This is a genomic window from Cognatundibacterium squillarum (assembly GCF_014652435.1).
Classification (GTDB): Bacteria; Pseudomonadota; Gammaproteobacteria; order Burkholderiales; family Burkholderiaceae_D; genus Undibacterium; species Undibacterium squillarum.
The window spans coordinates 876,924-900,316 of sequence record NZ_BMYU01000001.1 but is presented as its reverse complement, the minus strand read 5'-3'; the positions used below and the strand labels follow the sequence as shown (position 1 = coordinate 900,316).

21 protein-coding genes are annotated in these 23,393 nt (G+C 52.9%); 9 read left to right on the top strand and 12 right to left on the bottom strand.

The genetic code is table 11. The features are described 5' to 3' along the window. Positions 1-64 precede the first annotated feature (64 nt). A complete protein-coding gene (locus tag IE092_RS03820) occupies positions 65-928 on the bottom strand; it encodes an MBL fold metallo-hydrolase (RefSeq protein WP_189355649.1) in 864 nt (287 codons plus the stop codon). 153 nt (positions 929-1,081) lie between these two features. Between IE092_RS03820 and IE092_RS03815 the strand changes: the two genes are divergently transcribed. Beyond that, the gene (locus IE092_RS03815; RefSeq protein ID WP_189355648.1) at positions 1,082-1,972 is read left to right on the top strand and encodes a LysR family transcriptional regulator; all 891 of its coding nucleotides are present in this window, start codon (positions 1,082-1,084) and stop codon (positions 1,970-1,972) included. A gap of 199 nt (positions 1,973-2,171) precedes the next feature. Here the strand turns inward: IE092_RS03815 and rng are convergent, their stop codons facing one another. The 9 genes from rng to IE092_RS03770 form a co-directional block, all read right to left on the bottom strand. After that, a complete protein-coding gene (gene rng / locus IE092_RS03810) occupies positions 2,172-3,638 on the bottom strand; it encodes a ribonuclease G (protein ID WP_189355790.1) in 1,467 nt (488 codons plus the stop codon). 6 nt (positions 3,639-3,644) lie between these two features. Continuing rightward, on the bottom strand, positions 3,645-4,259 hold the full coding sequence (locus IE092_RS03805) for a Maf family protein (protein ID WP_189355789.1): 615 nt from the start codon (positions 4,257-4,259) through the stop codon (positions 3,645-3,647). Between the two features lie 12 nt (positions 4,260-4,271). After that, positions 4,272-4,742, bottom strand: a complete 471-nt coding sequence (gene rlmH / locus IE092_RS03800; protein ID WP_189355647.1) for a 23S rRNA (pseudouridine(1915)-N(3))-methyltransferase RlmH — start codon at positions 4,740-4,742, stop codon at positions 4,272-4,274. A gap of 89 nt (positions 4,743-4,831) precedes the next feature. Then, entirely contained in the window at positions 4,832-5,509 is a 678-nt protein-coding gene (gene rsfS, locus IE092_RS03795) for a ribosome silencing factor (protein ID WP_189355646.1), read from the bottom strand. Between the two features lie 2 nt (positions 5,510-5,511). After that, positions 5,512-6,174, bottom strand: a complete 663-nt coding sequence (gene nadD, locus IE092_RS03790) for a nicotinate (nicotinamide) nucleotide adenylyltransferase (protein ID WP_189355645.1) — start codon at positions 6,172-6,174, stop codon at positions 5,512-5,514. Beyond that, the gene (gene hemF, locus IE092_RS03785) at positions 6,174-7,073 is read right to left on the bottom strand and encodes an oxygen-dependent coproporphyrinogen oxidase (protein ID WP_189355644.1); all 900 of its coding nucleotides are present in this window, start codon (positions 7,071-7,073) and stop codon (positions 6,174-6,176) included. The genes nadD and hemF overlap by 1 nt, the downstream gene beginning before the upstream one ends. 71 nt (positions 7,074-7,144) lie before the next feature. Continuing rightward, positions 7,145-8,419: a phosphoribosylamine--glycine ligase gene (gene purD, locus IE092_RS03780; protein WP_189355643.1), complete on the bottom strand. Its 1,275-nt coding sequence runs from the start codon at positions 8,417-8,419 to the stop codon at positions 7,145-7,147. 1 nt (position 8,420) lies between these two features. After that, positions 8,421-9,146, bottom strand: a complete 726-nt coding sequence (locus IE092_RS03775) for a YebC/PmpR family DNA-binding transcriptional regulator (protein WP_189355642.1) — start codon at positions 9,144-9,146, stop codon at positions 8,421-8,423. A gap of 159 nt (positions 9,147-9,305) precedes the next feature. Next, the gene (locus IE092_RS03770) at positions 9,306-9,566 is read right to left on the bottom strand and encodes a hypothetical protein (RefSeq protein ID WP_189355641.1); all 261 of its coding nucleotides are present in this window, start codon (positions 9,564-9,566) and stop codon (positions 9,306-9,308) included. 672 nt (positions 9,567-10,238) lie between these two features. On the opposite strand from IE092_RS03770, the gene IE092_RS03765 reads away from it, so the two are divergent. Continuing rightward, positions 10,239-12,374 carry a DUF1631 family protein gene (locus IE092_RS03765; protein WP_189355640.1) on the top strand — a complete coding sequence of 712 codons (2,136 nt, stop codon included), beginning with the start codon at positions 10,239-10,241 and terminating at the stop codon, positions 12,372-12,374. Positions 12,375-12,529: 155 nt separating this feature from the next. Here IE092_RS03765 and IE092_RS03760 read toward each other — a convergent pair whose 3' ends face one another. Then, positions 12,530-13,153 carry a hypothetical protein gene (locus tag IE092_RS03760; protein WP_189355639.1) on the bottom strand — a complete coding sequence of 208 codons (624 nt, stop codon included), beginning with the start codon at positions 13,151-13,153 and terminating at the stop codon, positions 12,530-12,532. A gap of 312 nt (positions 13,154-13,465) precedes the next feature. On the opposite strand from IE092_RS03760, the gene pepN reads away from it, so the two are divergent. The 5 genes from pepN (at position 13,466) to IE092_RS03735 (ending at position 20,211) form a co-directional block, all read left to right on the top strand. Further along, a complete protein-coding gene (gene pepN / locus IE092_RS03755) occupies positions 13,466-16,141 on the top strand; it encodes an aminopeptidase N (protein WP_189355638.1) in 2,676 nt (891 codons plus the stop codon). 20 nt (positions 16,142-16,161) lie between these two features. After that, positions 16,162-17,163: a class 1 fructose-bisphosphatase gene (locus IE092_RS03750; protein ID WP_189355637.1), complete on the top strand. Its 1,002-nt coding sequence runs from the start codon at positions 16,162-16,164 to the stop codon at positions 17,161-17,163. Positions 17,164-17,806: 643 nt separating this feature from the next. Next, positions 17,807-18,646, top strand: coding sequence for a TraB/GumN family protein (locus IE092_RS03745; protein WP_189355636.1), 840 nt, complete (start codon positions 17,807-17,809; stop codon positions 18,644-18,646). 463 nt (positions 18,647-19,109) lie between these two features. Further along, positions 19,110-19,739 carry an RDD family protein gene (locus IE092_RS03740; protein WP_189355635.1) on the top strand — a complete coding sequence of 210 codons (630 nt, stop codon included), beginning with the start codon at positions 19,110-19,112 and terminating at the stop codon, positions 19,737-19,739. A 19-nt stretch (positions 19,740-19,758) separates the two neighbouring features. Next, positions 19,759-20,211: an SMI1/KNR4 family protein gene (locus IE092_RS03735; protein WP_189355634.1), complete on the top strand. Its 453-nt coding sequence runs from the start codon at positions 19,759-19,761 to the stop codon at positions 20,209-20,211. A gap of 187 nt (positions 20,212-20,398) precedes the next feature. Here IE092_RS03735 and IE092_RS03730 read toward each other — a convergent pair whose 3' ends face one another. Beyond that, positions 20,399-21,454, bottom strand: a complete 1,056-nt coding sequence (locus tag IE092_RS03730) for an MBL fold metallo-hydrolase (RefSeq protein ID WP_189355633.1) — start codon at positions 21,452-21,454, stop codon at positions 20,399-20,401. Positions 21,455-21,568: 114 nt separating this feature from the next. On the opposite strand from IE092_RS03730, the gene IE092_RS03725 reads away from it, so the two are divergent. Together IE092_RS03725 and tolA are read left to right on the top strand one after the other, a co-directional pair. Beyond that, positions 21,569-22,258 (top strand): TetR/AcrR family transcriptional regulator, encoded by a 690-nt coding sequence (locus IE092_RS03725; RefSeq protein WP_189355632.1) that lies wholly within the window; start codon positions 21,569-21,571, stop codon positions 22,256-22,258. A 147-nt stretch (positions 22,259-22,405) separates the two neighbouring features. After that, the gene (tolA, locus tag IE092_RS03720; protein ID WP_229793006.1) at positions 22,406-23,392 is read left to right on the top strand and encodes a cell envelope integrity protein TolA; all 987 of its coding nucleotides are present in this window, start codon (positions 22,406-22,408) and stop codon (positions 23,390-23,392) included. The last annotated feature ends 1 nt before the right edge of the window (position 23,393 follow it).

Below are 23,393 nucleotides of genomic sequence, written 5' to 3'. Positions count from 1 at the left end.
TTACGCTTTGCTATTTTCGATTGAAGCAGTCTGAAAAACCTTATTCAGCCTGCGGCAATACGACTTACCACTTCATTTCACCTTTCGCGACACGGGCACCGATTTCCAGTGAAATCGCACCAACGGCGTCCGGATACGCGGCCTGCATGGCGCTGATCAGAGCATTACCGTCCTTGGCTTTACCGGCTTCCTGCTCGAAGCGTTTCAGATATTCGGCGGTGTACAGAATCGCAGATGTATCGGTTTTTTCACCCTGACGCATATGACCCGGCACGACCATTTCCGGTTTCAGTGCCAGCATCTCGTTCAGTTGTGCCTGCCATGCCTGACGTTCAGCAACAGACTGGGTGTCTGCTGTCCATACATGCATTTGCTGGAATACTGCGATGTCACCGGCAATCATTTTCAGTGACGGAATCCACAGATAAGGGCGATGCGCGAGGATGCCGCTGGTGCCGCGAATTTCGATGCTGTGTCCTTCCAGTTGCAGCGATTTTGCTGTGTAAACCTGTGGCAGTACCGGTTGTTTCGGCGCATTCGCACCCATTTTCGGGCCCCAGTAAGCGACTTTACCGGCAACTTTGGCCTGAATTTTTTCCAGTACCGCTGGTGTGGTCAGCACTTCTGCCTGCGGGAAAAATTGCTTCAGCGTTTCCACGCCAAAGTAATAGTCAGGATCGGCCTGACTCACGAATATCGTTTTCAGGGTTTTGCCGCTGTCCAGCACATTGGCGGCAATGCGCAGCGCGTCGGCGCGGGTGAAGCCACCGTCAATCACAATCGCTTCTTTTTCGCCGCTGATCAGGGTGGAAGTGACATTGAAGCTGGCACCATCCGCCTGATAGACGCGGACTTTCAACGGGGCTTCTGCCATTGCAGTGGTGGCAGTTAGGGCGAGGGTGGCAGTCAGAACAACAGATTTCAGCATGATGCATCCTTTCGGGTGAGAGTTATTTTGAACCGTTTCAGATTCGACAGGACGCAGTGTATTGGTAATGAAACAGAAGATAAATGCGCTAAACTGTGCTTCATTGTTTCAGAAATTGTGCAAATTAGACGCGAGGGAGACCGGGAGAGATCCATGGACAGGCTGATGGCGATGAAAGTGTTTTGCGAGGTGGCTGCCACCGGCAGTTTTACGGCGGCCGCCGACCGGCTGGAAATGTCGCGGGTGATGGTCAGCCGCTATGTGGAATCGCTGGAAAGCTGGCTCGGTGTGCGCCTGATCCAGCGCACCACCCGCAGACTGGCGCTGACGGATGCGGGCGAGCGCTGTCTGCAGCGTGCGCAGCAATTGCACGGCGTGGCGGAGGCTTTGCAGCAGGAAGTGCGTACCGATGCCGAAGAGTTATCCGGCCTGCTGCGTCTGACCTGCAGCGTATCGTTTGCCTATGCGCAGCTCGCAACAGCGCTGGCGGCGTTTCTGCAGCAGCATCCGGCGCTGAAAATTGACGTGAAACTCGGCGATCAGGCGGTGAATCTGCTGGAAGAGCGCATAGATCTGGCGATCCGCATCAGTCAGTCGCCCGACCCCGGTCTGGTTTCGCGTCCGCTGGCAATCTGTGACTCGGTAATGGTGGCCAGTCCTGCCTATCTGCGACTGGCTGGCACGCCCGCGCATCCGGATCAGCTGGCGCAGCACAGTTGTATCAGCCACAGTCATTTCGGGCGTGACGGCTGGACCCTGAGCCACAACGGACAGACGCAGCGGTTTACGGTTCCGGTCAGACTGACGATGGATGACGCGACCTCGCTGATGCAGGCTGCAATCGCCGGTGCCGGTATCGCCTTACTTCCGGCGTATCTGGTCAATCCTGTGCTGCGCGAAGGTCAGCTGATCAGCGTGCTCAGCGACTGGCAGGCAGCGCAAATCGGTGTGTATGCCTTGTACCCGTCACGCCGTCATCTCGCGCCTGCGGTACGTGCCTTGCTGGATTTTCTGGTGCAGCGCTTCGAGCAAAGGCCTTGGTGAATGTCCTGTTGGGTTCCGACAGCACCCGAAGGCGTAAAAACTGCCTGAAATAGCCAAAATGCGGAGTCCTGCACAGAAAAAAGTTGGTTTTTCACGGACGTCCGCAGAAACAGTGGCGCTCCGGACAGGTAAAAAAAGGCTGCGATGCGGAGACTTGCATAGTCCGCAGCGCAGCCTGATCCGGATTCCGGTTGACGGATTACATCAGGATGATGTCGTACTGTTCCTGATGGAAAGAGTTTTCGACTTGCAGCGAGATCGGTTTGCCGATGAAATCGCCGAGCATGGCCAGATGCTGCGATTCTTCCTCAAGGAACATATCGACCACGATTTGCGAGGCCAGAATGCGGAATTCGCGCGGATTGAATTGCTTGGCTTCGCGCAGCAGTTCGCGCAGGATTTCGTAGCAAACGGTACGGGCGGTTTTGACCATGCCTTTGCCGGTACAGGCAGGGCAGGTTTCGCACAACACATGCGCCAGCGATTCGCGCGTGCGTTTGCGGGTGACTTCCACCAGACCCAGTGCAGAAAAGCCGGAAACCGACAGTTTGGTACGGTCACGCGATAAGGCTTTGTTCAGCTCGGCCAGCACGGCGGTGCGGTGCTCTGCATTTTCCATATCGATCAGATCAAGGATGATAATGCCGCCGAGGTTACGCAAGCGCAGCTGACGCGCAATGGCGTGCGCTGCTTCCAGATTGGTTTTGAAAATCGTGTCGTCAAAGTTGCGACCGGCGACAAAGCTGCCGGTGTTGACGTCGATGGTGGTCATGGCTTCGGTCTGATCGATGATCAGATAGCCGCCGGATTTCAGATCAACACGGCGACCCAGCGCACGTTCAATTTCTTCTTCCACCCCGTACAAATCAAATAACGGACGTTCGCCGGTGTAATGCTGCAGACGTGGCAGCACGGAAGGCATGTACTGGCTGCCGAATTCGGTCAGCATCTGGAAATTTTCACGCGAATCAACCTGAATCGAACCGGTTTCTTCATTCACAAAATCGCGCAGCACGCGCTGCGCCAGATTCAGATCCTGATACAGCAGGCTGCCAGCCGGTTTGCTTTTGGCGGCCTGACTGATATTGGCCCAGGTGCGGCGCAGGTAATCGATATCGGCTTTCAGTTCATCGTCATTCGCATCTTCCGCCATGGTGCGTACGATGAAGCCACCTTTATCTTCCGGTTGCTGCAGGCTGGTTACGCGCTCGCGCAGGGCTTCGCGACCTGCTTCATTTTCAATTTTCTGCGAAATGCCGACATGCTTGTCCTGTGGCAGGAATACCAGCATACGGCCAGCAATCGAGATTTGCGTCGACAGGCGTGCGCCTTTGGTGCCGATAGGATCTTTGATGACTTGAACAGTGATGCTCTGGCCGTCAAACAGCAGTTTTTCTATCGGTTTCAATGCGGTGTTCGGATTGCCGTCCTGCGGTTTGGCATCCCAGATGTCAGCCACATGCAGGAAAGCGGCGCGCTCGAGACCGATGTCGATAAACGCGCTTTGCATGCCCGGCAGAACACGGACCACTTTGCCCAGATAAATATTGCCAACCAGACCGCGCGACAAGGTGCGTTCCACATGCAGTTCCTGCACGGCACCCTGAAAAATCAGAGCCACGCGGGTTTCCTGCGGGGTGATGTTAATCAGCAGATCTTCCATGATTCTTTGTTATTCCCATTGCAGGCCAGCATCACGCAGCAGCTGGCAGGTTTCAAAAATCGGTAAGCCCATAATACCGGAGTAACTGCCGCTGATATGACGGATAAACTGCGCGGCTTTGCCCTGAATGCCGTAGCCACCGGCTTTGTCATAGGGTTCGCTGCCGGCACAGTAGGCGGCGATGTCGGCATCGCTGAGCGCCGCAAACGTGACGTCGGAGCTTTGCGTCACTGCCAGCACACCACTGGCTGTACGCAGCGCAAGGCTGGTCAGCACCTGATGGCTGCGTCCGGACAGCATACGCATCATGTGTTCCGCTTCTTCGCGGTCAGCTGGTTTGCCCAGAATATGATGATCCACCACGACCGTGGTGTCGGCTGCCAGCACCGGACGTTCTTCCCATTTGCGCCAGTGCATGGCTTTCCACGCCATTTCCGCTTTTTCACGGGTGACACGCTGTACATAGTGCAGCGGCAACTCGCCCGGCTCCACGATTTCCGTCACATCCGGACCGCGCGGCGGCTTGTCGCGTAACAGCAGTAATTCGTAAGAAATGCCTGCCTGTGTCAGTAACTCACGGCGGCGCGGGCTTTTGGAAGCCAGATAAATCATTGGTGGTTTCATCATGAATCGGTGTCAGACCCGGTGGTAAGGATGGTTCTGGGTAATCGACCAGGCCCGGTAAAGTTGTTCTGCGAGCAAAACCCTAACCATACCATGCGGAAGGGTCATACTGGAAACGCGGATCAGATTATCTGCACGGGCTTTGATTTCAGGATCTAAACCGTCGGCACCGCCGATGATAAACACCACATCACGTCCGTCCTGCTGCCATTGCGTCAGCTGTTGCGACAGGGCGACCGAGGTCCAGTCTTTACCGCGTTCATCCAGCGCAATGACGCGCGCGCCTTTCGGGATCACCGCTTCAATGCGGGTGCGCTCCATAGCCATGACGGTTTCGGCAGTACGGCTGCCGGAGCGGTCTACCGGTTTGATTTCTTTCAGTATGACGCGACATTCAGCAGGCATACGCTTGGTGTATTCCTGAAAGCCGTTTTCTATCCAGTCCGGCATTTTGTGCCCGACTGCAGCAATAATCAGTTGCATGGTGTTCTTTCGGTGAGCTGTCGTCCACAAAAAATGGCTGCCGCGGCAGCCATTTCAAGATCTGTGTCAGACAGAGACAGAAGCAGGGTTTATTCTGCTGCTTTCTTACGGGTTGTGCGTTTTGCCGCAGCCTGTTTTGCAGAAGCAACGGAAGATTTAGTCGCGGCAACTTTCACACGGCCACCGCTTGGAACGGCTGGTGCACGTGGCTTACGTACGGCCGGTTTCGCGGCAGCAGTTTCAGTAGTCGCTGCTTTACGCGCACGTGGCTTACGTGCCGGTTTTTCATCATCTTCCAGCGGTGCCTGAATTGCCATCATGTCGAAGGTCACTTCAACCGGTGCTTTCGCCGCAGTTTTGCGGGTGCGTTTCGGTTTTTCTTCGTCATCGGTGCTCGGGCTGGCGGTTTTCTTCGCAGTACGTTTTGCTGCGCCCAGTTTCACTGGTTTGTCGCCCCAGATTTCTTCCAGACGGTAGTAAGCACGGATTGCCGGTTGCATGATGTGAACGACCATGTCGCCCAGATCGACCAGTACCCATTCACCGGTGGTTTCGCCTTCCATGCTGACGATGTCGCCGCCGGCGCCTTTGACTTTGTCACGTACCGATGCGGCCAGCGCACGGGTCTGACGGTTCGATGTACCGGAAACGACCAGTACACGGTCGAACAGGCTGGTCAGATGCGTCGTGTCGAACAGTTGAATTTCCTGGCCTTTAACATCTTCCAGGGCATCGACAACGAGGCTTTGCAGTTTTTTAATATCCATAATCAGTAAATAGTATGTTGTTGCAGGTAGTCTAGCACCTTGACAGGAACCAGCGACCGGATTGCAGGATTATGCCGCATTAAACCTTCCCTCAGTTGGGTGGCAGAGACATCCCAGTCGAGATCCGGCTCGATCAGGGTGCCGCCACAGGGCAGGCTGCGTAATCGTTCTGCGCTTGTTGCTCTTTGTTTCCAGACATCCCTGACTGCACCGGCGGACAAATCCAGACTGAAGCCCGGTCTGGCTGCCACGCACAGGTTGGCATAGCTGAACAAATGTTCCCATTCGCGCCAGGTATGCAGGTTATGTAACTGATCCGCACCCATCGCCAGATGAATGCAGGTGTCCGGTCCTAATTCAGCACGGAGCTGACGCAGGGTTTCTATCGTATAACTGGGCTGCTGCTGGCACGCCCTCACGATTTCCTGTTCATCAATCTCCAGCTGGCACAATGACCAGTTTTCAAAAGCCAGCCTGAGCATGCTGACTCTTTGCTCCGATGTAGCCGTCAGAGCGCTTTTTTGCCAGGGTTGCCCGGCAGGAATAATTCTGAGTTGCTGTGGTTGCAGCAGTTCACAAAAGCGGCTTGCCAGCGCAACATGACCGCGGTGAACAGGGTCAAAGCTGCCACCGAACACGAGAACCGAAGAGACTGCTGCGGACATCAGACCCACTCACGGTGTGGCAGGAAGTCTGTCCATAAACGTGCTTCCGGCGTGCCGTCTTCCGGATGCCACTGATACCGCCATTTTACGACAGGTGGCATCGACATCAGGATAGATTCTGTCCGTCCGCCCGATTGCAGGCCAAAATGCGTGCCGCGGTCAAATACCAGATTAAATTCGACATAGCGACCACGACGATACGCCTGGAAGTCGCGCTCACGTTCGCCATAAGCGATCGCCTGACGGCGGTCAGCAACCGGCACATACGCCGGAATGAAGCTGTCGCCGACAGAACGCATCATCGCAAAGCTGTGTTCAAAGCTGACTTCATTGAAATCATCAAAAAACACGCCGCCGATGCCGCGCGCTTCCTGACGGTGTTTCAGGTAAAAATAGTTGTCGCACCATTTTTTGAAGCGAGGATACAGGTCTTCGCCAAATGGCGTTAATGCATCACGGCAGGTGCGGTGAAAATGTACGGCATCTTCCTCGAAGCCATAATACGGTGTCAGGTCCATGCCACCGCCAAACCACCAGACCGGATTGCCCTGCGCATCACAGGTACTGAAAAAACGTACGTTCATATGCACCGTTGGCACATACGGATTGCGCGGATGCAGCACCAGCGATACGCCCATTGCTTCCCACGGCTGACCGGCCACATCAGGCCGGTTTGCAGCAGCGGATGGCGGCAAGGTACTGCCTTTGACGTGTGAAAAATTCACGCCGCCGCGTTCAAACACATTACCTTCTTCTACCAGACGGGTAATGCCGCCGCCACCTTCAGTACGCTGCCAGCTGTCGGTCAGGAAGGCTTTACCATCCAGTTGCTCCAGCGCAGCAATGATGCGTGCCTGCAGATCCAGTAAATAGGTTTTGACAGCTTCGGTATTCACCATGTCAGCATCTCATAAAAAACAATGTGGGCTGGAGTGCATCCAACCCACATATGGCAGAATCTTGTAACAGATCAGTGTTTGCGGTTCAGTGCGCGCCAGCCGATATCGCGGCGGTATTGCATGCCTGAAAAGTTGATTTTCTCAACCACATCGTAAGCATGTTTTTGTGCCAGTTTGACGGTATCGCCCAGACCGACCACGCACAGAACACGGCCACCGCTGGTCACGGTTGCACCATCCTGTTCAGTGGTACCAGCGTGAAACACCACAGCGTCGGCGGCTTCAGCCGGAATACCGGTAATTTTGTCGCCTTTACGCGGGCTGTCCGGGTAGCCATGGGCTGCCATTACAACACCCATTGCGGTACGGCGATCCCATTCCAGTTCCACTGTATCCAGCGTACCGTTGACCGCGTGCTCCATGACTTGTACCAGATCGCTCTTCAGACGCGCCATGATAGGCTGGGTTTCAGGATCACCCATGCGGCAGTTGAATTCCAGCGTTTTCGGATTGCCCTGATCGTCAATCATCAGACCCGCATACAGGAAACCGGTGAAGACGATGCCGTCTTTTGCCATGCCTTGTACGGTCGGTACGATAATTTCGCGCATGATACGTGCATGCAGCTGCGGTGTCACGATAGGCGCAGGCGAGTAAGCGCCCATACCGCCGGTATTCGGGCCTTCGTCGTTATCCAGCAAACGCTTATGATCCTGACTGGTTGCCAGCGCCAGAATGTTTTTACCGTCTACCATCACGATAAAGCTGGCTTCTTCGCCTGCCAGAAATTCTTCAATCACAACGCGCGCACCGGCGTCGCCGAGTTTGTTATCTGCCAGCATCATATCGATCGCAGCATGCGCTTCTTCCAGTGTCATCGCGACGACAACACCTTTACCCGCAGCCAGGCCGTCTGCCTTGATCACGATAGGAGCGCCCTTGGCATTGATGTAATCATGCGCAGCAGCCAGATCAGAAAATGTCTGGTATTCAGCTGTCGGGATTTTGTGGCGCTTCATGAACGCTTTGGCAAAGTCCTTGGAACTTTCCAGTTGGGCTGCTTCACGGGTAGGGCCGAAAATTTTCAGATCACGGTCACGGAAAATGTTCACAATGCCAGCCGCCAGCGGTACTTCAGGGCCAACGACGGTCAGTGCAACACCTTCTTTTTCCGCAAAGTCTGCCAGCGCAGCCGGATCAGATAAGGGTACATTGCTCAGACGATGATCTTTAGCGGTACCGCCATTACCCGGAGCAACATAAACGGTTTGCACACGTTCAGACTGCGCCAGTTTCCACGCCAGTGCGTGTTCACGGCCACCAGAGCCGACGACGAGAATTTTCATATTATTCTTCAATAATGGCGTTAGTAAATACTTCCTGAACATCGTCCAGATTTTCGATCGCATCCAGCAGCTTTTGCATTTTCTGGGCATCTTCACCGGTGAACACGGTTTCAGTGGAAGGCTTCATCAGCACTTCTGCCACTTCCGGTTTGAAGCCTGCCTGTTCCAGACGGGCGCGCACTTCGGATAAAGAGTACGGTTCACACAGAACTTCGATGCCTCCTTCATCATCGGTGATGATGTCATCTGCGCCGGCTTCGAGTGCTGCTTCCATCAGGGCATCTTCATTGGTGCCCGGAGCGAACATCAGTTGTCCGCAGTGCTTGAACATGAAGGCAACGGAACCTTCGGTTCCCATGTTGCCGCCGTATTTATTGAATGCGTGACGCACTTCCGCCACGGTACGGGTACGGTTATCAGTCAGACAGTCAACGATGATCGCTGCACCGGCAATGCCGTAGCCTTCGTAACGGACTTCTTCGTAGTTTACGCCTTCAGCGGTGCCGGCGCCGCGCTGAATAGCGCGTGCGACGTTATCTTTCGGCATGTTGGCATCTGCTGCTTTTTCAACAGCCAGTCGCAGACGCGGATTGGAATTCACGTCGTCACCACCCATACGGGCCGCAACGGTGATTTCTTTAATCAGGCGTGTCCAGATTTTGCCGCGCTTTGCATCTGCCGCAGCTTTTTTGTGCTTAATATTGGCCCACTTACTATGTCCTGCCATGATGTGTCTTTCTTATGGAGGCAGTCGGCCGGATTCAGGAAGAAACTCTGACTGCCTGTCAGGTTGGAAGATAAACCATCATTTTACCATACAGGCACCCCGGGTAAGCCAGTTCCGGGATGGCAGGGATGTGATTGATGCAGCTCATATTTCCTGCTGTCAGCTTTCCTGTGCAGAATTCATCCTGCTTAGTCGTGCAAAAATGTCCGAAAGCGGCGTATTTTTGTCGCTCGCAAACGCAGATTTCATTGGTTTCGAGGTAGTCATGTCACCTGATTCAGTGACGCTGACTTCTTCGCGGGCAGTTTTTTTTCTGAATATTGAGAATTGCAGGCTTGGGCTGTACATGACGGATTGGTAATGTTGTTGGTTTAGTAGGAGTCTCTCCATTGTAGAAAGAATAATTGCTTTCTGAGTCATTGTTTTTCAGGTAATTTGAAAAATCCGTCGGGACTTTGTAAGAAATTGTTATAATTTTTCCATGTGGAAAATAATTGCGGTGCCAGCGTTATTTGTTCTTTTGTTATGGTTGCTGCTTGTTCCAGCGATGTGCTGTTGTGCCGTACACAAATTTGGTTGCTGATTGAGTACTAAGCCTGCCACCACTGGCTGCGATCGATTATGCTGTGCATATTTCTGCATCAGCAGTCTGCCAATGTTCAATGCAAGTTGTCCGGGAGTGATTTGCGCGAAAAAGGTGTGAAACGCAGCATCTGATCAAGTACCGCTGGTCGGAAAAATATAAGGGAAATAACGGATGGCAGGCCTGATGTACTTCTTTATCATGCAAGGCATCCAAATGTAGTAAAAGCAGAGAGTGCGAAAAGCCCTCGGTCTTGTCTGATCTGTCTCGTCATCCTTCCGCTTTTGAGATAACCGAAAAGCGCAAAGCGCTTGACAGTCAGGATACTGACTTAATTAACATGTCAACTGCGGGAATGAAGCATTAAATTGCCGGAAGTTGCGGTGTGATCCTTGCTTACAAATGATGGGCGCTGCAAAACCAGTGAGGTTGTAGCCGGTGGCGGAGTTTTCCGGAGATCCGATCTCCGTATGCTGTAAAGATAACAGATTCAGACAGAACAGAAATTTATGGATACACTGCCGGTCAATCCGCAAAGACAACATGATCCGTCCGGAGCACCGAGAGTGCAGATGCTGCAGGCAATGGTGCCGGTTGCGGTCAATCTGATTTCGTCACAGCTGGAGGCATTTGCATCGCGTCTGACACAGGCACTGTTTAAAGTCGCCGATCAGAATGTGCGACCCGACGAAGCGACCAGCAGCTTTCAAACCTATCAGTTGTTAAAACGCAATCACAGCAGCTTTTACCGGCTCGCAGCGAGTCATCTGAACAGCGCACTCAGTAAAGAAATCGGCGTGATGAATACACGCAAGCGGCTGGGTGAGCAGGGTAATCTGCAGGATATGTCACTGGTGCCGTTTGAAGAAATGGAAAACAAAATCCTGACTTCAAACCTGTGCAAGTCGCTGGAACTGAATAACGCAGATCAGCTGGTCGGGCTGAATATCCGTATTGGCCATGTGTTGCGCCGTACGCCGATCGCCGTTTCGCAGAATCCTTTCCGGCCTGAAATTTTTGTCCATGCTGTGCTGGATGCCTGGCAGGAATTTGACAGCAACAGCAAAGACAGTCTGCCGCTGATTTTACGTTTGCTGCAGCCAGAGATCTTTCTGCAACTGAATCCGGTGTATCAGGGTTTGAATGACGCATTCGTCGAACGCGGAATTGTTGTTGATATTGAAGGTGCCAAGCGCCAGACCAAAAAACGCATGGTATTCACCCGGCGCGAAGATCTGGAAGCATCTGATCCTTATCTGGAACATAAGCTGCGGAATATCTTTTCGGATCAGAATGCACGCAAGGAAAATGCATCCTTGCCGGGATTCAGCGGTGCTGAGTCGTGGGGTGGATCGGGTGATGGTATGGAAACGATCACCGTAGACCGCCAGTTCTTCGATTATCTGACCAGTATTCAGCGTAATGCCGGCACGCCCGATGGTGTGGCAAGCGGCATGCATTTGCGTGAAATTTCCCGCCATCGCCAGAGCGAACTCACACATATCGATCAGAATACGATCGAATTACTTGCCCGTATTTTTGACTATGTGTTCAACGACCCGCATATTCCCGCAGAAATAAAAAATCTGATTGGCCAGCTGCAGATACCGACGCTGAAGGTTGCGCTGATGGATAAGGATTTCTTTTTCCGCGACAGCCATCCGGCGCGTGTCCTGATTGATACGCTGGCGAAGTCATCCGTATTACTCGGAAACGATGCCAGCGCAGAAGATCCGCTGTATCAGATGATTGAAGGCGTGGTCGAGCGGGTGCAGCAGGAATTTGATTTGCAAATTGATTTGTTTTCTGATGTGGTCGCCGATCTGGAAAACTTCCTGCGTGAGGAGGAAAAGCAGGCAACAACTGCAATTTCCGAGCCGGTGCAGGAAGCGCTGAAGCAGGAGAAAATGCGGCTGGCGCGTGAGTTCGCCGAGAATGATGTGGCAATTCGCGTGGAAACCGGTGAGGTGGCAGGTTTTCTGGAAGAGTTTTTGCGCACGCAGTGGATACGTATTCTGACGATTGCGCACAACGTCAAAGAAGAAAAGCCGAACGCACTGGAAAACGCGCTGAAGACGATGGATGATCTGATCTGGAGTCTGAAACCGAAAAACAGCGCGGAGGAGCGCAAGGAACTGGTCAGTAAACTGCCGGCGATGCTGACGCTGCTGAACGCATGGCTGAATGCGATTAAATGGGATGAGCCGGAACGGGTGATTTTCTTTTCCAAACTGGCAGAGCGTCATGCCGCAATCGCACGTGCGCCGCTGGAATTATCGCCGCGTCGCCAGCTGGAAATTGCGGTGAATATTGCCCAGCGCGCCAGCGAAAAACGCCTGAATCGTCAGGCACAGGATCATGTGCCGAAAGAAAGCGATGAATGGGAAACCATGGTCGATGCGCTGGAATCCGGCGTCTGGGTGGATTTTACCAATCAGGCTGATGTAACAACGCGTTATCGTCTGGCATGGATCAGTCCTAAGCGCACGCGTTACATCTTCAGCAGCCGTCAGGGACATGATTCCTTCTCAGTGTCGGCTGACGAGCTGACCGAGAAATTCCGTTGTGGTGAAGCGGTGAAAGTCGCAGCCCATTCTGTGGTTGACCGCGCGCTGGTCGAAGCCTTGCGTGATCCGCCACTCTGATGGGTGATGGCTTTGCGTTGCAACTGCAAGACGATGAAAAAACAAGGGAGGCACTCTGACGGGTGCCTCCCTTTTTATCTGAGCCCAAATCTGCAGTCTGACTTTGTCGCCTTCAGAGACGCCAACGCAGCAAACCGTTTGCTTCCATCGCTTACTTACTTCGCTTCTTTTGTGGTCTTTTGTAATTCAATCACACGGGTGCTGCCGTTCGGCTGCGGGAAGTCCTGCAGCGCAAGTGCCAGCAAATCCGGCATAAACATGGAAATGGCGGGATTCAGTTGTTCGGTACTGACCTTGATATCGGCAAGGCGTTTGCCACTTTGCACCTCGCTGAAACGCAGCTCCAACTGGTGCAGGTAGTTCCGCTTTACGCTGAGATCGGATGGAAACAGTGGCGGATACGGATACCAGTAAGGCCCGTAATACAAACCGCGCCGGAAATGCAGGCGCCAGACCGGATCATACAAAGCCGGATGTAAGCTGCTCACCTGCAGTTCTGCGATATTGCTTGCATAGGCCATGCTGACTTTAATCGCGGCGGGGTGCTGTGCATCGGCTTCCTGAAATCCGGAAATACCCAGCTGCCTGCGCAACTGCTCTTCGTATACTTTGTACTCAGGATTGTTTTCCTGATCCGGTGCGCGTTCTACCACATACACTCTGGAGGTTTGTGCCTGCCATTCATGGAAACTGCTGACCTGCCCGGAAAACGTCGTCGCACAGGCTGACATCAGTAAAGTAATCGCACTGAGGCACAATATTCTGACAAGTTTACTCATGATCATTCTCCTGCAATAACTCAAAGAAAGCGGGTGGCAGCAATGCTTTGCTGCCGATGGACTGCGGGCGATGTTGTCCGGACAATCATACGTGTAGTGTAAATCGAATTGCCTGACTTTCCGTTTCGAACTGTAACGCAGCGGAACAAAACCTGCATCCGTCATGCGCGTGCGCAAATTCACCGAATTTTCATTGTTTCCGCTGAATTTTCAGCGGGTATTTTCCGGAATTTCTGTAGCCATTGCTACAATGCTGGTTTGCGCTGTAAATACGGCGTCCATCCGATTTCTGACTGAAGAGACAGCTTGCATATGCGAAACGACAACCTTTCTGCACCTCAGGCAATTTACCGTAAAGATTATGTAGCACCCGGCTTCTGGGTGGATACCGTGGAAATGGGGCTGGATCTCGGCCTCGAACAGACTTATGTGGCGACACGGATGACCCTGCGCCGCAATCCGGACAGCACGGAAAAAGATATCGTGCTGTTTGGTGACGGCCTGAAAACCCTGCAATTGCGCCTGAACGGTGTGAACCTGAAAAAATCGCAATACAGTATTCAGGGTGAAACCATGCGTATTCCGGATGCGCCGGACGACGTGGTGCTGGAAATTGAAACCCTGATTCAGCCGGTAAAAAATACCGCCTTGTCCGGCCTGTATGCATCCGCAGGTAATCTGATTACGCAGTGCGAAGCAGAAGGTTTCCGCCGTATTACCTGGTTCCCGGATCGTCCGGATGTGATGGCGAAGTACACCGTGCTGCTGCGCGCAGATAAGAAAGCGTTTCCTGTACTGTTGTCCAATGGCAATCTGATCGAAGAAGGTGATCTGGGTGATGGTCGTCACTATGCGAAATGGGAAGACCCGTTCTTCAAACCATCGTATCTGTTCGCAATCGTCGCCGGTAAGCTGGTGTGTCAGGAAGAAACTTTCCGTTTGCAGGATGGCCGTGATGCATTGCTGCAAGTGTGGGTGGAGCCGGGCAATCTGGATAAAACTGACCACGCAATGCAATCTCTGAAGAAGAGCATACGCTGGGATGAAGAACGTTTCGGGCTGGAACTGGATCTGGATCGCTTTATGATTGTTGCCACCGGCGACTTCAACATGGGCGCGATGGAAAACAAAGGCCTGAATATTTTCAATACCAAGTACGTACTGGCGAATCCTAGCATTGCCACCGATATCGATTACGCCGGTATCGAATCTGTGGTTGGTCACGAATATTTCCATAACTGGACCGGTAACCGCGTCACTTGCCGCGACTGGTTCCAGTTGTCGCTGAAAGAAGGCTTAACCGTTTTCCGTGATCAGGAATTCTCGGCGGATCTGGTGGGTACGGCGACCGGTCGTGCGGTGAAGCGGATTGAAGATGTGCGCGTGCTGCGTCAGGTACAGTTCTCTGAAGATGCCGGCCCGATGGCGCATCCTGTGCGTCCTGATTCCTTTGTTGAAATCAATAATTTCTACACCGTCACCATTTACGAAAAAGGTTCGGAAGTGGTGCGCATGTATTACACCTTGCTGGGCCACGACGGTTTCCGCAAAGGCATGGACCTGTACTTTGCACGCCATGATGGTCAGGCTGTGGAGTGTGATGACTTCCGTGCGGCGATGGCCGACGCAGGCGGACGTGATCTGACGCAGTTTGAACGTTGGTACAGCCAGGCAGGCACACCGCGTGTCCATGCCAGCGCCGTGTACAACGCTGACGAAAAAACCTACGCGCTGACACTGACACAATCCTGTCCGGCGACACCGGGTCAGGCTGAAAAACTGCCTTTCCATATTCCGGTGACGGTGGGCTTGCTGGGTGCGGATGGTCGTGATCTGCCTTTGCATACCGATGGCGCACAGGCTGGTCAGACCAGCGTGGTGCTGGAACTGACCGAAGCGAGCCAGACTTTCGTCTTCCGTGATGTTGCGGAAGAACCTGTACCATCGCTGCTGCGCAATTTCTCTGCGCCGGTCGTGCTGCACTTTGATTATTCCGATGCGCAACTGGCGCATCTGCTGGCGCACGACAGCGATCCGTTTAACCGCTGGGAAGCCGGTCAGCGACTGGCAACCCGCCGTCTGGTGAAACTGACGCAAGCAGTACAGGCCGGTGAAGCGCTGGCGCTGGATGAAATGTTCCTCGAAGCATTGCGTAATACTCTGAACGATACAACACTGGATCCGGCCTTCCGTGAACTGGTGCTGACCCTGCCGTCAGAACTGGTGATTGCCGAAGAGTTTGACGAAGTCGATCCGCAGGCAATTCATACCGCACGTCAGTATGCACGTGCAGCGATCAGCGATGCGTTGCGCGGCGACTTGCTGACGGCGTACGAAAACAATCTGACACCGGGCGCCTACAGTCCGGATGCGGAACCGGCAGCGAAGCGGGCGCTGAAAAATCTGGCCCTGTCGTATCTGGCGGACTGGCCGCAGCAGGCAACATTTGAACTGGCACTGACGCAGTTCGACGAAGCGGAAAATATGACCGATCGCCTCGCAGCCCTGCATGCACTGGTGAATTTCAAAGGCGATCCGAAACTGAAAAAAGCGGCGGATAAAGCGCTGGCGCAGTTCTACAAGAAGTTCGCGAAAGAAGCGCTGGTGGTGGACAAATGGTTTATGTTGCAAGCCGTGGCAGAAACCACCGATGTCGCCAGAGTACGCGAACTGATGCAGCATCCGGCGTTCACGCTGAATAATCCTAACCGTGCACGCAGTCTGACCTTCAGCTTCTGCAATGCCAATCCTTCGCAATTCCATGCGCCGGATGGCAGCGGTTACGCACTGTGGGCCGAACTGGTGATTGCGCTGAACAAGATCAATCCGCAGGTTGCCGCGCGCCTGGCACGCAGTATGGATCGCTGGAAAAAATACAGCCCGGCATTACAGCAAAAGATGAAAGCGGCGCTGGAAAAAGTAGCTGGTACGAAAAAATTGTCGAAAGACGTCGCAGAAGTCGTGACCAAAGCGCTGGCGGCTGAATAAATTTTATAAACGGAGTTATTATGAAACGTGTAAGTCTGACCCAGTTTCTGGTAGAGCAACAAAGACAAAACAATTCTATCCCTGCTGAATTGCGTCTGCTGATCGAAGTGGTGGCGCGCGCCTGCAAAACCATCAGCCATGCGGTTGGTAAAGGTGCGCTGGGCGAAGTGCTCGGTACCGCCGGCTCGGAAAACGTACAGGGTGAAGTACAGAAGAAGCTGGATATTATTTCCAACGAAATTCTGCTGGAAGCCAACGAATGGGGCGGCCATCTGGCGGCGATGGCATCGGAAGAAATGGAAACCATCCATCCGATTCCTAACCGTTATCCGCGCGGCGAATACCTGCTGATGTTCGATCCGCTGGATGGCTCCAGCAACATCGACGTCAACGTGTCGATCGGTACAATTTTCTCGGTACTGAAAGCACCGGAAGGCATGAGCACGCCGACCGAACAGGATTTCCTGCAACCGGGTACGAAACAGGTTGCTGCCGGTTACGCTGTGTATGGTCCGCAAACCGTGCTGGTGCTGACCACCGGTAACGGCGTGAACTGCTTCACACTGGATCGCGAAATGGGTTCCTGGGTACTGACACAAAGCAATGTGCAAATTCCGGCAGACACCAAAGAATTTGCGATCAATGCTTCCAACAGCCGTCACTGGTATCCGCCGGTCACACGCTATGTGGATGAAATGCTGGCTGGCAAAACCGGCCCACGCGGCAAAGACTTCAATATGCGCTGGATCGCTTCCATGGTGGCTGACGTACACCGCATTCTGAACCGCGGCGGCATCTTCATGTATCCGGCCGATCTGCGTGAACCGGAAAAAGCCGGCAAGCTGCGTCTGATGTACGAAGCCAACCCGATGGCGATGATCGTGGAACAGGCTGGCGGCATGGCAACCAACGGCAAAGAACGCATTCTGGACATTCAGCCGACTGCACTGCATCAGCGCGTTGCCGTATTCCTCGGCTCCCGCAATGAAGTTGAGCTGGTCACCTCGTATCACAAAGAGTAATTCAGCTTTTACTCAGCATTTGCAGCCGAACATACCGCAGCTGCCGCTGATACGAACTGCCACAGAAAACCGCCTTTCAGCAATGAACGGCGGTTTTTTTGTTCATCTTGTTCCGTATCCGTATCCGTATCCGTATCGGGATTACCACGTCCACGTCCGGTAAAGTCACCGGAGAGGCTGAATTCAGGCTGAAATAGCCTCAAATGCGGTGTTCAGCACAACAACCTAGCGGTCGTCGGCAGAAAGTCTGGCTGTCTGTAAAAACGAAATGACGAAATCTACACAACACAAGCGGCGGGTTGTACGGCGGCGCCCCGGGAGCACGGGGGCAAGCCGATGTGCAATACGAAGCAAAATTTGCTGAAAACACGGCGTAAAAGAAAACTCAGGCGTAGCGTTGTTGTAAAAGAGTACAGATACTGTATTTCTTTTAAAAAATTAAATGGCAATGATAAAAAAGAATGGTCTGTTGCTTAGAATGACAACGGTATGGCGATAAGTGCAGAAACGTGTGGTGATGGCGCATGCGTCAGTTCCGCAGTTTCATGCCGGACAAATTTTAATTGCAGCATGCAGCATATGAATGAAGGCGTTTTTTCGCCTCACTGCTTGCGCTGCGCTTTTATTTCTGATTCCTATTTCTATGAAAAAATTTTTGAAGCTTGCTTTATCGGTGTGTATTTCCGGTTTGTTTACGACGGCCAGTGCAGATGAGTTAGTCTGCCCGAAAGAGGGCAAATTTCCTGTCGCGGAGCTGAAAACCCGCGTGTTGGTGATTGGCGAAACACATGGTTCCAATGAATATCCTGCATTTGCAAAAAGTGTGGTGTGTCAGCTGCTGGCGGCGAATAAGCCGGTAATACTGGGACTGGAAATTCCCGAAAACGAACAAGCGGCGATCAATCATTATCTGCAATCGAGTGGTACCGCTGAAGACAGACGTGCATTGCAGAAAGGGAAATTCTGGCAGGGCAGGATTCAGGACGGGCGTTCCAGTGTTGCAATGTTCGGGCTGATCGACGCTGTCAGAAAGCTGAAGCAAGCCGGACAAAAAGTACTGCTGGCCGCATTTGACATCAGTGATGACTATAAACCGGTTCGTTTAGAGAAAAACGAACCATTCTCCATTGGCAGAGTTGACGGTGAAATGACACTAAATATTATCGACCGACTCAGACAATATCCGGAATACACCTACGTGGCACTGGTTGGCAGCAATCACGCCAGCAGAGGTAAACATTATCCGAATAACCCGGATTTCAGTCCGATGGCGTATTTACTGTCACAGAGGGAACCAATACAAACCGTGTATTTGTCACATCAGGGTGGCGAGTTCTGGGTTTGCAGAAAACCCGGTGAGCAGTTTGTTTGCGGTCCGCACAACTATTCTGCGAGGGAAACCAAAATTTCTGCGCAAGATGACTTTTCGATCGAGCTTGGTAAGGTAACGGCATCACCGCCACTGATTAGTCTGGATCAGTAATGCGTCAATGATGCAAAAGGTAAGCGGGGGCTTTGCTCCCCGTTTTCTGAACTCGCTTTGCTTTCACCAAATCAGTCATTGCCATCCGGCGAGCCAGCCCAGCGTCTTTTTCAGCCAGAAAATGCCCCAAATGCGGTGTTCAGCACAGCGATCCGTCTGTCGTCGGCAGAAAGTCTGGCTGTCCGCGAAAATGAAATGACGAAGACTGCATAATCTCTGCTAGCGCTTCATTGCCGGTCGTCAGCAATTTTTTCCTTTTCAGGCCCTGCAATCTTCAGCGTAACCCCGTTCCTGTTCTGTTACACGAAGCCTTCTTCACAGTTTTTGTTGTAAGCAGGTATCTGTGAAGGCTTACTTTTTGGAAATTGATTTTATTTTATGTAATTTTCATAAGGCATTGGCTACAATCAGCGGCGTGCAATGCACAAAAATAAATCAACATCTTTTTATTGGATAACAGTTAATGCAAAGTGAAGCGATGCAGGCAGGTTTGAATTTCAACGGAGAATTGCGCTACGCGAGCGTATTCAGGCGGGTTGGGGCAGGTTTGATTGATGCGGCGATCATTCTGCTTTTTGTGTTTGGTATTGAATGGTTAAGTCCGCATACTCGCTTACTCGACGGTATCGGATCGGTGATTATGTTTTTCGCCGGACTGGTGTACAGCGTGTATCTGGTAAAGCGTTTCGGCGGAACGCCGGGCAAACGCTTGTTGAACATGCGTATTTGCCGGACCGACGGCTCGGCGATCGGTTACCGCGAAGCGATTCTGCGTGAGTCCGTACAGACAGTGTTCGGTGCAGTATTGACGATTGGGATGCTGATGGCGTATTTGTCCGTCAGTGACCCCGATTATCTGTCGTATGAAATTATGGAGCGAGCGGAATTCCTGCGGGAGCATGCGCCGGCCTGGTATGGTTTTGTAGATAATTGCTACAACGTCTGGCTCTTCAGTGAATATATCGTGATGCTGACCAACAAACGCCGCAGATCGCTGCACGATCTGATCGCAGGTACTGTCGTGATTCACGAAGTCAAACAAGACCAGCAAACCGGTGACACCGCAATGTCCGGCACAACTCCGCTGGCCTGATGTGTAAAAGGGGGCAGGCATGAACCAACAACAATTGCTGGCGTTACATCCGCATATCGTGCTGCCAGCGCCCGCCACGCCGGTGCAGTTGCAGACGCTGGCGACGACCGTGGCGACGGCGCTGCCTGCAGATCTGGTGTCGATGCTGTCGGTTGCTGACGGTGTGGCGATTCAGGATGAAGAAGCGTTTTTGTTCGTTACTTTGCTGTATGGCTCCGAAAGAATTGCCGAAGAAACGCAACATTTTCGTTTGTGGTGGCAGCGCGAACATCCGGCTGCTGCGACGCTGAATATCGCTGATTTGCTGATTATTGCGGATGATGGCGGCGGCAATTACTTTGCGTTGCAGGCGCAACCCGAATCCGCTTCGCTGATCTTCAGGCTGGATCATGAAACCGGTGAAGCAGAGTTATGTGAGGGGCTGGATATCGGGGCCTTCATTCAGGACATGGCAGCGTCGCTGGAAGAATAGGCTTGCTACACACTGGGGGCAACCTCAGGCCGTTGTGAGTGAGCCAGAACGGCTCAAATGCGGTGTTCAGCACAGCGATCCGTCTGTTGTCGGCAGAAAGTCCGGGCTTGCGAAATTGCCTGATGACGAAAATTGCACAAATCTTCGTCATCAGGCAGGCGGGGATGCTGGCGATATCCGGTGGTGTTCAGGCGTTTTGTATGCGTGAAGGCTGCGTTGCGCCGGCAGCGCTCTGACGACGGTGGACCCGCTCGCTGTTCCACCATGCGTGGCCGGGGGAGGGCTCGCTGATATCCTGCATTTCACCGATCTGCGGAAAGCTGATGCGTACGCCGCGCAGTTCTGCCAGCTTCAGTAACTGCTCCATCGGTTCCCACCAAACGTGTTCTGATAAATCGAAGGTGCTGTTATGCACCGGCATCAGGAATTTCCCGCGTAAATCCAGATGCGCCTGCAGTGTTTCCGCCGGTGCCATATGCACGTCATGCCACATCTGGTTGTAGCCGCCAGCTTCAATCAGGGTCAGATCAAAAGGGCCGTAACGCTCGCCAATCTCGCGGAAGCCATCGAAGTAGCCACTGTCGCCACTGAAGAAAACCCGAGCATGCGGACTGATCATGCAGTACGACGCCCATAAACTGCGGTTTCGGTCCCACAGGCTGCGGCCGGAATAATGGCGCGCCGGCGTGGCAACGATACGCACGCCGTTGAAGCGGGTTTCTTCATACCACTGCAATTCCGTAATCGCGGTGGCCGGAATACCCCATTGCACCAGTTGCTGCTTCAGTCCGGCAGGTACGATAAAGCGGTCCGCTTTGCCACGCAGTTGCTGCACGCTGCGTTTATCCAGATGATCGTAATGATTATGCGAAATCAGTACCGCATCGATTTGCGGCAATTCGCTGATTGCCGCCGGCGGCACATGAAAACGTTTAGGGCCGAGGAATTGAAACGGCGACGCGTAATCCGAAAAAACCGGATCGGTCAGCAGTAATTGCCCGTTCAGTTTTAAGAGCATGGTTGAATGGCCAAAGCGCCAGATACTGTTATCCGGTGCACGCAGAATAGCGGTGCTATCCAGTTCATGGACAGGAATACTCCCGTTCGGCACCGTATCGCGGGTATTTTTTCTGAGCATTTTCCAGGCGATGCGTACATGCTCAAGGAAGCCACGCTGTTGAATGCCAGCGCCGGATGGGTTGTGATAGCGGGTTGTATCGGATGCAGCGCCGGAAGAATGCATGTTTAGCCTCTAAAAGTAAACTATACGGTGTAGTTTTAGTTTAGGCGGGTTTCGGAAAAAAGTAAACTGCCCGGTGTAGAATTATGTTTTCCCGAATAAATCTCCGGCGGCAGTATGGCGTTTAGTCTCTGTAATAGCTGTCCCTCGCTGTTGCGCAGGCTGACAGATAAGAAAAAAGAAGCGATTGTGCAGGCAGCGGTGCAAGAATTCCGTCGTCTGGGCTATGACGCAACCAGTATGGATGCGATCGCCGCCAGCGCCGGTGTGTCCAAGCGCACCGTGTATAACCATTTCCCGGGCAAAGAGGATTTGTTTTCCGCGATTCTGCAGCGATTATGGGATACCGTGATCGTGAATGATCGCTTTGATTTTGTCGCACAGCCATCGCTGTCTGAGCAGTTGCGCCAGTATCTGCAGCAAAAAATCGCTTTATTCAGCGATCCTGCTTTTGTGGATTTAGTGCGCGTGATTGTGGCGGCGACGATTCATGTGCCGGAACGGGCGCGTGGCATGGTGGAGCAACTGAAGGCCAGTGAGCCGGTGATTGTGCGCTGGATACGTGATGCACAAGCGTCGGGCCGTTTGCTGGCAGAGTACGAACCTGTTGAGCTGGGTGATTTGCTGATGGGGCAGGTGAAAGCGGTAGCACTCTGGCCGCAAATCATGATGGGCCAGCCACCGCTGGATGAATTGCGCCGCCAGCGTCTGGCGGAGATGGCGATCCGGCAGTTTCTGGGTACCTTCAGTCAGCAACCGGATGCCGAACTGCAGGGCTTGCGCGGCGATACACTGAAAAAGCCATAAATCCGGCACACCGCTGAAGGAGTTTCATGTATCGGCAGGCGCTCTAGCCATTATAATGACGGGTTAATAACCGAACTTTGACTGGTGGCGCATATTTTCTGCATATTTGCGGGAACTTTTGTGTCTGCCTGTGATCTGTGTCCCCATATGAATGCTGCATTAAATCCGGTAACTTCCATGATCAACCGTGAGGCGCGTGTGTCGCCCGGCGCGATTGTTCTGGCATTGCTGGTGCATCTGGCCCTATTGCTGTTTTTTGTGGTCGGTATCAACTGGCAAAGCCATGAATCGAATGCAGTGGAAGCGGAAGTCTGGGATCTGACCACGCGCGAAGCTGCGCCTTTGCCGGTACCGCAAGTCGCACCGGAACCCGAGCCGGAACCGGAACCTGCGCCAGTCGCGCGCACCCCTGAGCCTGTCGCCAAACCGGTGGAAGATCCGGAAATCGCTTTGCAGCAGCAAAAGAAACGCATTCAGGAAGAGAAAAAACGCGAAGAAGAAAAACTGCGTATTGCAGAGGAAAAGCGTCAGCTTGAACTGAAAGAAAAACGCGAAAAAGAAAAACTCGAAAAAGAGAAGCTGGAAAAACAGCGCGAGAAAGAACGTCTGGAGCGCGAAAAAGAGCGTGAGAAAGAACGCGAGAAAGCGCTCAAAGAAAAAGAGCTGAAGGAAAAAGCGCAGAAAGAAAAAGCCGATAAGCAGAAACAGGCAGATCAGAAAGCCAAAGATGCGCGTGAAAAAGCGCTGGCTGACAAACTGTTCAGCGAGCAAATGCAGCGCATCAATGCGCAGGCCGGTGCAGTTGGTTCCGGTGGCAGCGGTACGGCGGAAAAATCGACCGGTAATAACCGCGGCGATCCTAGCTATATCGCGAAAATTGCATCGAAAGTGCGTTCGAACATGATTTATCCGCCGGGCGATAATGCCGGCCGCAATCCGACGGTGGAATACAAAATAGAATTGCTGCCGGATGGTTCCCTGCGCGGCTTGCCACGTATGGCAAAGAGTTCCGGCGTTCCGTCTTTTGATGAAGCGGTGGCGAAAGCGATTGAAAAATCCGCGCCGCTGCCAAAAGATAAAAATGGTCAGGTTCCTTCCAGTTTGTTACTGGTCTACAAATTACGAGAAGAGTAAG

Excerpts from the sequence above, each read along its gene's own strand:
- IE092_RS03820 (WP_189355649.1), bottom strand. The coding sequence starts at position 928 with ATGCTGAAATCTGTTGTTCTGACTGCCACCCTCGCCCTAACTGCCACC.
- IE092_RS03815 (WP_189355648.1), top strand. The coding sequence starts at position 1,082 with ATGGACAGGCTGATGGCGATGAAAGTGTTTTGCGAGGTGGCTGCCACC.
- IE092_RS03805 (WP_189355789.1), bottom strand. The coding sequence starts at position 4,259 with ATGAAACCACCAATGATTTATCTGGCTTCCAAAAGCCCGCGCCGCCGT.
- rlmH (WP_189355647.1), bottom strand. The coding sequence starts at position 4,742 with ATGCAACTGATTATTGCTGCAGTCGGGCACAAAATGCCGGACTGGATA.
- rsfS (WP_189355646.1), bottom strand. The coding sequence starts at position 5,509 with ATGGATATTAAAAAACTGCAAAGCCTCGTTGTCGATGCCCTGGAAGAT.
- nadD (WP_189355645.1), bottom strand. The coding sequence starts at position 6,174 with ATGTCCGCAGCAGTCTCTTCGGTTCTCGTGTTCGGTGGCAGCTTTGAC.
- hemF (WP_189355644.1), bottom strand. The coding sequence starts at position 7,073 with ATGGTGAATACCGAAGCTGTCAAAACCTATTTACTGGATCTGCAGGCA.
- purD (WP_189355643.1), bottom strand. The coding sequence starts at position 8,419 with ATGAAAATTCTCGTCGTCGGCTCTGGTGGCCGTGAACACGCACTGGCG.
- IE092_RS03775 (WP_189355642.1), bottom strand. The coding sequence starts at position 9,146 with ATGGCAGGACATAGTAAGTGGGCCAATATTAAGCACAAAAAAGCTGCG.
- IE092_RS03770 (WP_189355641.1), bottom strand. The coding sequence starts at position 9,566 with ATGACTCAGAAAGCAATTATTCTTTCTACAATGGAGAGACTCCTACTA.
- IE092_RS03765 (WP_189355640.1), top strand. The coding sequence starts at position 10,239 with ATGGATACACTGCCGGTCAATCCGCAAAGACAACATGATCCGTCCGGA.
- IE092_RS03760 (WP_189355639.1), bottom strand. The coding sequence starts at position 13,153 with ATGAGTAAACTTGTCAGAATATTGTGCCTCAGTGCGATTACTTTACTG.
- pepN (WP_189355638.1), top strand. The coding sequence starts at position 13,466 with ATGCGAAACGACAACCTTTCTGCACCTCAGGCAATTTACCGTAAAGAT.
- IE092_RS03750 (WP_189355637.1), top strand. The coding sequence starts at position 16,162 with ATGAAACGTGTAAGTCTGACCCAGTTTCTGGTAGAGCAACAAAGACAA.
- IE092_RS03745 (WP_189355636.1), top strand. The coding sequence starts at position 17,807 with ATGAAAAAATTTTTGAAGCTTGCTTTATCGGTGTGTATTTCCGGTTTG.
- IE092_RS03740 (WP_189355635.1), top strand. The coding sequence starts at position 19,110 with ATGCAAAGTGAAGCGATGCAGGCAGGTTTGAATTTCAACGGAGAATTG.
- IE092_RS03735 (WP_189355634.1), top strand. The coding sequence starts at position 19,759 with ATGAACCAACAACAATTGCTGGCGTTACATCCGCATATCGTGCTGCCA.
- IE092_RS03730 (WP_189355633.1), bottom strand. The coding sequence starts at position 21,454 with ATGCATTCTTCCGGCGCTGCATCCGATACAACCCGCTATCACAACCCA.
- IE092_RS03725 (WP_189355632.1), top strand. The coding sequence starts at position 21,569 with ATGGCGTTTAGTCTCTGTAATAGCTGTCCCTCGCTGTTGCGCAGGCTG.
- tolA (WP_229793006.1), top strand. The coding sequence starts at position 22,406 with ATGAATGCTGCATTAAATCCGGTAACTTCCATGATCAACCGTGAGGCG.